The following is an 8201-nucleotide window of genomic DNA, read 5'->3' on the forward strand; positions in this document are numbered from 1 at the left end:
GAACGCCATGGACAACGGCATCAACATGGACCTCCAGTCCGCCCTCAACCACGAGAATGACTGCTTCCTCGTCACCTACGTCTCGGAAGACGGCAGGGAGGGGTTTAAGGCGTTTATTGAGAAACGAAAACCTGCATTTACAGGAAAATAATTAATACAGTCGATAGTCTCTAGTAGATAGTCGTTAGTAAAGGACAGAGGCAGGAGAATATAGAGGCAGTCGATAGTTTAGAGGCAGTCGATAGTCTCTAGTCGTTAGTGAAAGACAGGGATGGGGATTGGACGCTAAAGAGAAAAAATGGAGCTATGACGGATACTCTGATTTGTGTGGATGAAGATGACCGGGTTGTGGGGTTTGAGGAGAAGGATCCCTGTCATCTTCATCCCACGAAGCTTCACAGGGCTTTTTCTATTTTTATCTTTAACTCCCGGGGGGAGATGCTGATCCATCGCAGGAGTCTTGGGAAGAAAACATGGCCTGGATTCTGGACCAATGCGTGCTGTTCTCATCCGAGAAAAGGTGAATCCCTCGAGACCGCCACAGTACGGCGGCTCCGGGAGGAGTTGGGATTCGAGACGGCTGTGGTGCGGCTTTTTTCCTTTCATTATAGCGTTGATTATGATGGGAGGTATGGGGAGAACGAGATCGACCATGTCTTTCTGGGTGTCTATGACGGAGCGGTCGACCCGGACCCGGAAGAGGTTGACGAGTGGCGGTTTATCACTCCCGTCGACCTGGCGGAAGAGATCGCGTCCGATCCCGGGCGCTTCACCCCCTGGTTCAAAATCGCTGCGCCCAGGGTATTGGAGATAAGGGCAAAACAGGTATCGTCTTAACTTTAAAGCCCGAAAGAGTACGGCAGGTCGTCACGTCTTTCCGACCCTTATTTTTTTGTGAAGACCGCGGTCACATCCCGCCTTCTGTCCATGGTGACCGTGCAATCGCCGCTTCCGGGGCACTCGAGGGAGGCCGGTCTCCAGCCGGTGAATATGGAATCACCGTCAGGGGTCGCGGAAAGGGTAACCTGGCTCTTATAGAGGTAGTTTGAGGAAGTCGAAACGCAGCCGGTTTCACAGGCGATGCCCGGAGGCGCGCTCGTCACGGTCCCGTTTCCCCGCCGTATTTTTCGCTTTGCCAAAACCAGTTTTTGAGGTCCTGAAAAAGATGCGATAACGGTCTTTGCTTTATTCATGGCGATGGAGCATACCCCTACGCCCGAGCAGGCCCCGGTCCAGCCGGTAAAGACCGAATCATCACCCGCCAGGGCAACAAGGGCAACCGGCGTATCGGGAAAGTAGACCCCGGAGCATGTCTTTTCGCATTCCATGATACCATCCGTGCTTATTACCGAACCTTCGCCTGAACTCGGCTTTCTGATAGCAACGGTGAGACGGTATTTTCTGCTCTTTATGGAATCAAATACCGCATGGACATTCAAATCGTCACTTGCGGTCACGCTGCAGGACGGTGAAGCGCCGCTGCATGCCCCCAACCAGTAGGCAAAGGCAAAACCCGTTGCAGGCGTGGCGGACAGGCTCACCATAGTATCCTTTACGAATGTTTGTGAGCAGGTGCTTGTGCAATCGATTCCGGAGGGCGAGCTCTTCACGATCCCGGAGCCGGATATTCCCACATTGACCGTCTTCAGGGGGACAAAAATCGCCGTAACCGATTTCTCGCCTGTGACGGTTACGGTACATTGATTGGTGGCCAAGACCGCGTTTTTAGCCCTGCCCCTTTGCCTGGAAGCCCGGGAGAACGGGTTTTTCGCGCCCTTTCGTGCGGCGCCGGTCGATACTGTATCGCAGCCTGTCCAACCGGAAAATGCCGAACCTGCGCCCGGGGAGGCGGTGAGGCTGATTGTAGTACCATAAGGATAAGTACCCGAGCAGGTTGCTCCGCTGCACTCGAGGCCGGCTGCGGAAATGGCGCCGTCTCCCTGGATAATCCCGCTTACCTGATAAGGTATGAGCGTAAAGGAGGCGGTCGCAGCGGCATCACCGTCCATGATCAGTTTATAGGTCCCTGTGCCGCCTCCTCCCCATCCGGAAAAAGTCGATCCCGTATCAGGAACGGCGGTGAGGGCCACCTGCGCCCAATCGGTAAAAGCACCGGAACAGGTGCTCCCGCAATTTATGCGGGAAGGGGTGCTTGTAATTCTTCCCGTGCCCGTGCCCGTCCTCGTTACACTGAGTGACCGTGTGAAAGAAGGCTGGAAACCGCGCAACGCCGCGAGATATCCCCAGAGATAGGCAGTACGCAACACTGTTTGGTTTACCTGAAATTCGCTCATGTGGGGAAACCAAAAACTATCCGCATATGCCTCCATTGCCGGCCAATAGGGGAGGGTCGCGCTGCCGGGATAGACATAGGGGGCGAATAAAGAATTATAATGGACCCGGATTGGGGCATTACAGAGGGCGTCGAGAGGACCTTCGGCCGTTATCCCCGGTGGCGGGTCCTGGAGGCCGCGTGAATCGTAATGGAAGAGGTGAAGGGGATACTTATGGCCTACAGCCGTGGTGTAACTAATGTTAAGCGGGTTCGCGCCCAGGACCGGCTGAGACGAAAGGACCAGAGACTTCAGGAAATCCTCGGATTTGGCGAAGTCGGAGGATTTAGTAATCCCATGGGCCCGCACCACGTTGGTCAGCAGTTGATCGGCGCCTGTAAGGTTGCCGAGGCCTGCGGAAGTGTAGAAATTCTTACCGAGGCGGAAGCCGGTGGAAAGCTGCATAGACAGAAGAAGGTCTCCCGCATTGACTATGACGTCGCCGCAGCGTCCTTTGATGACGAGGCTCATGCCGGGAAGGTCCGTATTGTAGTATACCCAGGCGGCGTCAGCCTGAGTATACCCATCAGCATAGGTGGAGACGGTGGTAAAGAGTGTGGTGTCCGTAAAGATCGTGTGCCACTTCAAATCTCCGGTGGCCCTGAAAAGTTCAGCTGCCGCCAGGTTCCTTGCGTTCCTCACTTCATCGTCGGGAAAAGGCAGAGGGACGATATTATTTGTTTGAGCCCGGTCCCAGTGAACCTTGCTTGAAGCGAGGCTACTCTCCTTTTCCGCCCAGGCCATTGCATCGAGGGCGCTCTTAAGATATGAAACAAGAAGGGGAAAGGATATTTGGGAGCCATATTTTTTGAGCACGGAATAGGCGCCCGCTGCTGCTGCGGCGTAGAGGTACGTCGACCATACATCAGGATGACAGGCGAGAAGGTTATGGGCCGGGGATGAGGTAACCTCGAAGCTCCTCTCGCCATAACTCGGCAACGCAGCGGGTATAATACAGCCCCTTACCGCGCCGTAAAGCTCACCTGCGTCAGTACTCTGCAATCGTTTAAAAAAATCGACACTCCAAAGCCCTTCCCGTATAAGGTCGGGGAGGGGAGGGGAGACTACAGGGTCCGCGCTCGTAATGGGAAGGTTCAGGTTTAATGATTGAAAACGTGCGGGAAAGGCCTCATAAAGCTCGAAAAGGAGCCGTCCAATCCTCACGTGGTCTATCCGGCGCTGCCAGTCGCCCGCGTCATGGTATCCTCCCCATGCACCGGATACCGTGGTCCCCGGGATTTCATTCTGCGAAAGCCACGTATAGGGATCGATATCGGTAAGGCCGAAAATGGCTTCGAGAAGGGTTGCGTCGGTCTCTTTCACCGGGATGCCCGTAAAATCCGCGGGCCGCTGATACAGGTCCTCCGGTGTGCCGACCGCTATGCCGCTCCTCTGGAAATAAAGGCCCCGCACCGATTTGAAGAACAGGTTCTGCCAGAGATTCGGAGAGACACGAAAGGGATAGGAGCAGCCAACGTTTTCCACGCACACCCGATAGATACCCTCTGAAGGATTCGGCCACGCGCTGAAATCGAGGGGGTAGACATCGGTAAAACTATAGTTGGGCGGAACGGCGCAGTCCGGCAAAGGCGAATTTTCGGCAGTCTCTTTCGGAAAGGGCGCCCCTATCGGACCGGTGAAGACCCGATAATTCGAATCGCCGCAGTCAAAGGTATTATCGCCTGAGCATATGTGAAAGTTACCAGCCGTGAAATCTTTTGCGCCGCCGCTTCCGGTCCAGAGCGAAAGATAGGCCATTTTTGAAGGGTCGTCCGGCCGGAAGCCGACGTGAGTTGCGTGGACTGCATCGCTCCTCATGGCTCCCCATGTGAAGGTAAAATTCTTTGTACCCAGGGAATTGAAATTAAAAGCGACCGTATATGCTTTTCCCGGAGAAAGGGGAGGAGCGAGAACGAGATAGACTAGATGTTCGAACGAAGCGGCATCCGACAAAGGTTGATGGGGGTTTCCAAGTTGCGGATAAGCCAGATTGGCAGGCCTGGTCTTACGATAAACCGCTGAAGGAGATCTCCCTGCAGAGTAGTTGGGATCATCAGGCGATGAGATCGTATAATTTGTCGCGAGGTCGAGAGTCTGGGTCGGACTGATCCGGGAGCCTGTTACGCGGTCAATGGGAGGGGTCTCAAGAACAGTCCCTTCTTCTATCTTAATACCAATCATATCGGGTCCCGCGAGGGTGATCTCATCGGATATCCTCTGACCCATGGCAGGAGAATAGAAGGAGAACAGGAAAAAAAGAGCGATTATTTCTGCAATGAAAACATACCCGGGCGAGTGCCATTGGCGGGGACGATTACTTCGCGGATCACAGGCCGAAGTGTGGGGCCCCACGGCCCTGGCGCAGATTCTCATATATCCTTAATACTCGAAATTGAAAGGCGGGTCAAGTCTTCTTAATATCGGGGACCCGATCTCTCAGGCGAGAAGCCGTACCCTTCGTGACTTTAACCTGTATTGACTCGCTTTAAGTCCATTCTGCCAGACTTGTTACGATTGTATTATTAGGTTTGGTCACTTCAAAAGAGCTTACAAAGGCCCGGGCCGATAGTCCATTGAGACAAGAAGGACGTATTTGCGATTTCCTCTGTGATTTTGGGCAGGAAGAGATCAAGAGATACGTGGTACGGCGTACGTTCACTCGGACACCAAAGAAAAAACGGTGTCTGAGGATTCCTCGCAAACCGTTGGTAATAAAAAAGCCGACGATGGGATTCGAACCCGCGGCCTGCTCATTACGAGTGAGCTGCTCTACCCCTGAGCTACGTCGGCATTATGGTTTTTATATAACATAGACAAGAGTTTGCACACAATACAAATTTTAGGCTCATAAAAATATTCCAGGATTGTCATTCCTTTTGTCCACGATATACCTTAAACCTTCCTTGCTGTCTGTGCTACCGTGACAAGAACACGAGGGCTGCTCTTTATATAGTACGCTTTTTTGTAGTAGATTATAACGCCCGTCATGAGAATACAAACCGTCCATGGCTATTATCGGAGAATATTCTTCGCGAGGCTGTGGCTGACCATCGTTCCTCTGGTTATGCCCTTCCTCATGTGGGGAATCGTCGCTCACGCCTACCCGTATCGGGAGGGGTCCAGCAAACGGGTCCTCGTGATCCACTCCTATTACCAGGGTTATAAATGGACCGATGATGAGAATGCCGGCATCGAATCGGTACTCAAGAACGTGGTGGGTACCGGCAATATCCACATCGAGTACATGGATACGAAAAAGGTGTTCGGCGATCTATACTCCCAGCGGCTTTATGAGGTTTACAAGTTAAAATACAAGAACTTTAAATTTGATATCATCATCGCCACCGACAACAATGCGTATGATTTTATGAGGAAATACCGGGACGAGCTTTTTCCGGGGACGCCGGTCGTCTTTTGCGGCGTCAACTATTTTCAGGAAGGGGACATCAGGAAGCTTACCCGCTTTACGGGTGTGAACGAGGAGAACGATTTCAGGGCATGCATCGAATTGATACTCAGCCTCCACCCCCGGACCAGGGAAATTATGTTTATCAACGAGTGGACCACCACGGGACAAAGGGTCCATAAGGCGTTCGTGGAGGCGACGCGTCATTTTGAGGCCACCGTCAAATTCAAACTCTACGAGGATGTGCGGATAGAGGAGATTGTCGGCGCCTTGCGCAGCCTGCCTCCGGACGCGGCGGTCCTTTTTACCGCATTCAGCAGGGATAAACTGGGGCGCCTCTTCGCATATAACGAGAGTGTTTTTCTTGTCACTCAGAATTCGAAGGTTCCGGTATACACCACCATGGAATTCAATTTGGGATACGGAGTGGTGGGAGGACTTATCGTCACGGGGTTCGATCAGGGAGAGATGGCGGGCAAGATGGCCCTTCGCATCCTCCAGGGGGAAAGCCCGGAGAAGGTGGCGGTCATGACCGAGAGTCCCAAGCATTATACCTTTGATTACGAGCAGCTCTCGCTTCATAATATCCCGGAGAGGAACCTCCCCAAAGACAGCATCATGGTGAACCTGCCCCAGACGCTCTATTTCAAGTACAAGAAGTGGATCGATGCCCTTGTCATTACCTTTATAATACTTCTGACTATCATTTCGATCCTCCTCTTCTCGATACATAAAAGAAAGCTGGCGGAAGAGGAGCTCAAAAAATCGCGGGAGCAGCTTCGCGCCCTCGCGTGGCGCCTTGCCGAGGCGGGTGAATCGGAGAGAAAGAAGTTGTCCCGGGAATTGCACGACCAGGTGGGACAGAACCTTACGATCCTCGGGATCAACCTCAACCTCCTTAAATCGTTGGCACCGAAAGAGGCGGTGCCTCTCCTCCATTCACGTCTCAATGATTCGCTTGCCCTTGTGAAACAGACCACCGAGCGGATTCGGAATGTAATGACCTTCCTGAGGTCGCCCGTGCTCGACGATTACGGTCTCGTTGCAGCCATAGACCTTTATGCGAAGCAATTGACCGAGCAGACGGGGATCCAAATAGCGGTGGAAAGCGAGGAGTCCGATACCCATTTGCCCACACATGTGGAAAACGCCATGTTCAGAATAGTCCAGGAGTCTTTGACGAACGTGATCAAACATTCCAGGGCGACCGAAGTCGTGATACGCGCCGGGATCACGGGCGGGCGGCTTCAGCTGTCCGTCAGAGACAACGGCGTAGGCTATGTGACTGAAGGGGCCGCGAGGGACGACAGAAGGTCAGGGTGGGGCCTCATCACCATGTCCGAGAGGGCGGTGGCGATCGGCGGCACGTGTCTGGTCGAATCTTATCCGGGCGTGGGCACTAATGTGGTAGTGGAGGTTCCTGTATGAGCATTAGCGTATTTCTGGCGGACGACCATAGAATGGTAAGGGAAGGTTTTCGCCTGCTCCTCGAGACCCAGCAGGATTTCAGGGTAACCGGAGAGGCGGGGAACGGTCGTGAGGCGGTGCGCCAGGTAATAAGGACTCTGCCCGATGTGATATTGATGGATATCGCGATGCCTGAGTTGAACGGTATAGAAGCGACAAGACAGATATGTGAGACCTGTCCCGGGGTCAGGGTGATAATCCTGTCCATGTACTCCACGACCCAACATATCTTCAGGGCCTTCAAAGCGGGGGCACGGGGCTACATTCTCAAAGAATCCGGCGGAGAGGATGTCATAAAGGCCATCAGGACCGTCCACGAAGGAAACATCTTTCTGTGCAACGAGATTTCCGAAGCGGTCATGGGAGATTACCTGAAAAGCCGGGATGTAGGTCCCATGGACGATCCGCTCGGACGTCTGAATGCGCGGGAGAGGGAGATTCTTCAACTCCTGGTGGAGGGCAAATCGAACGCCCGGATCGCTGAGCTTCTCTACCTCTCGCCGAAGACCATAGAAACCTACCGGAGCCATCTCATGCAGAAGCTGGGAATTGCGGACCTCCCGGGTCTTGTGAAATTTGCCATTCAGCACGGGCTCACGTCGGTGGAATAGGGCAGGGCACCACCAAACATTTCGCTTATCAAGCTTTTTTCTTAAAAAGTCATACTTCCCTGATTGGCAGGAGAGCCCCCACTGTAGTAGCCTTTTACCGCACCTGAGACAGTCGCATATAACCGCCGGAGAAGGAAGGGCTTATCCATGAAAAGACCCATGCCATACCTCATTTTGAGCTTGATTTGTGCTGGAATGGCGGGCTTTTTCTCGAACTGCTATGGAGCGGGTGTCGTTAAAATTGGCATTGTCGATACTTACACCGGCCCTGCGACCGCATTCACCCAGGATGTGCTGGACGGATTCAAGCTCGCCGTCGACAAGATCAATGCCAGAGGGGGAGTGCTCGGCAGAAAGATAGAGTACACGACGCGGGACGAAAAG

Annotated in this window: 5 protein-coding genes and 1 tRNA gene; 4 read left to right on the plus strand and 2 right to left on the minus strand. The window is 53.3% G+C overall.

All coding sequences use genetic code 11. The annotated features are described in order from the left end of the window. The first annotated feature begins 306 nt into the window (after positions 1 to 306). Positions 307 to 837 (plus strand): isopentenyl-diphosphate Delta-isomerase, encoded by a 531-nt coding sequence (idi, locus tag VGJ94_00810; GenBank protein ID HEY3275133.1) that lies wholly within the window; start codon positions 307 to 309, stop codon positions 835 to 837. 47 nt (positions 838 to 884) lie between these two features. On the opposite strand, the gene VGJ94_00815 is transcribed toward idi, so the two are convergent. Next, positions 885 to 4706 (minus strand): glycoside hydrolase family 9 protein, encoded by a 3822-nt coding sequence (locus VGJ94_00815; GenBank protein HEY3275134.1) that lies wholly within the window; start codon positions 4704 to 4706, stop codon positions 885 to 887. A gap of 345 nt (positions 4707 to 5051) precedes the next feature. Next, positions 5052 to 5123: transfer RNA gene (locus VGJ94_00820), tRNA-Thr, on the minus strand. Between the two features lie 196 nt (positions 5124 to 5319). On the opposite strand from VGJ94_00820, the gene VGJ94_00825 reads away from it, so the two are divergent. From VGJ94_00825 to VGJ94_00835, 3 genes are all read left to right on the plus strand, one after another. Next, positions 5320 to 7167 carry an ABC transporter substrate binding protein gene (locus VGJ94_00825; GenBank protein HEY3275135.1) on the plus strand — a complete coding sequence of 616 codons (1848 nt, stop codon included), beginning with the start codon at positions 5320 to 5322 and terminating at the stop codon, positions 7165 to 7167. Further along, positions 7164 to 7817, plus strand: a complete 654-nt coding sequence (locus VGJ94_00830) for a response regulator transcription factor (protein HEY3275136.1) — start codon at positions 7164 to 7166, stop codon at positions 7815 to 7817. The genes VGJ94_00825 and VGJ94_00830 overlap by 4 nt, the downstream gene beginning before the upstream one ends. A gap of 147 nt (positions 7818 to 7964) precedes the next feature. Continuing rightward, a partial coding sequence (locus VGJ94_00835; GenBank protein HEY3275137.1) for an ABC transporter substrate-binding protein occupies positions 7965 to 8201 on the plus strand: 237 nt, incomplete at its 3' end.

Source organism: Syntrophorhabdaceae bacterium, from assembly GCA_036504895.1.
Classification (GTDB): Bacteria; Desulfobacterota; Syntrophorhabdia; order Syntrophorhabdales; family Syntrophorhabdaceae; genus PNOM01.

Coding starts and splice junctions, on each gene's coding strand:
- idi (HEY3275133.1), top strand. CDS start 307: ATGACGGATACTCTGATTTGTGTGGATGAAGATGACCGGGTTGTGGGG.
- VGJ94_00815 (HEY3275134.1), bottom strand. CDS start 4,706: ATGAGAATCTGCGCCAGGGCCGTGGGGCCCCACACTTCGGCCTGTGAT.
- VGJ94_00825 (HEY3275135.1), top strand. CDS start 5,320: ATGAGAATACAAACCGTCCATGGCTATTATCGGAGAATATTCTTCGCG.
- VGJ94_00830 (HEY3275136.1), top strand. CDS start 7,164: ATGAGCATTAGCGTATTTCTGGCGGACGACCATAGAATGGTAAGGGAA.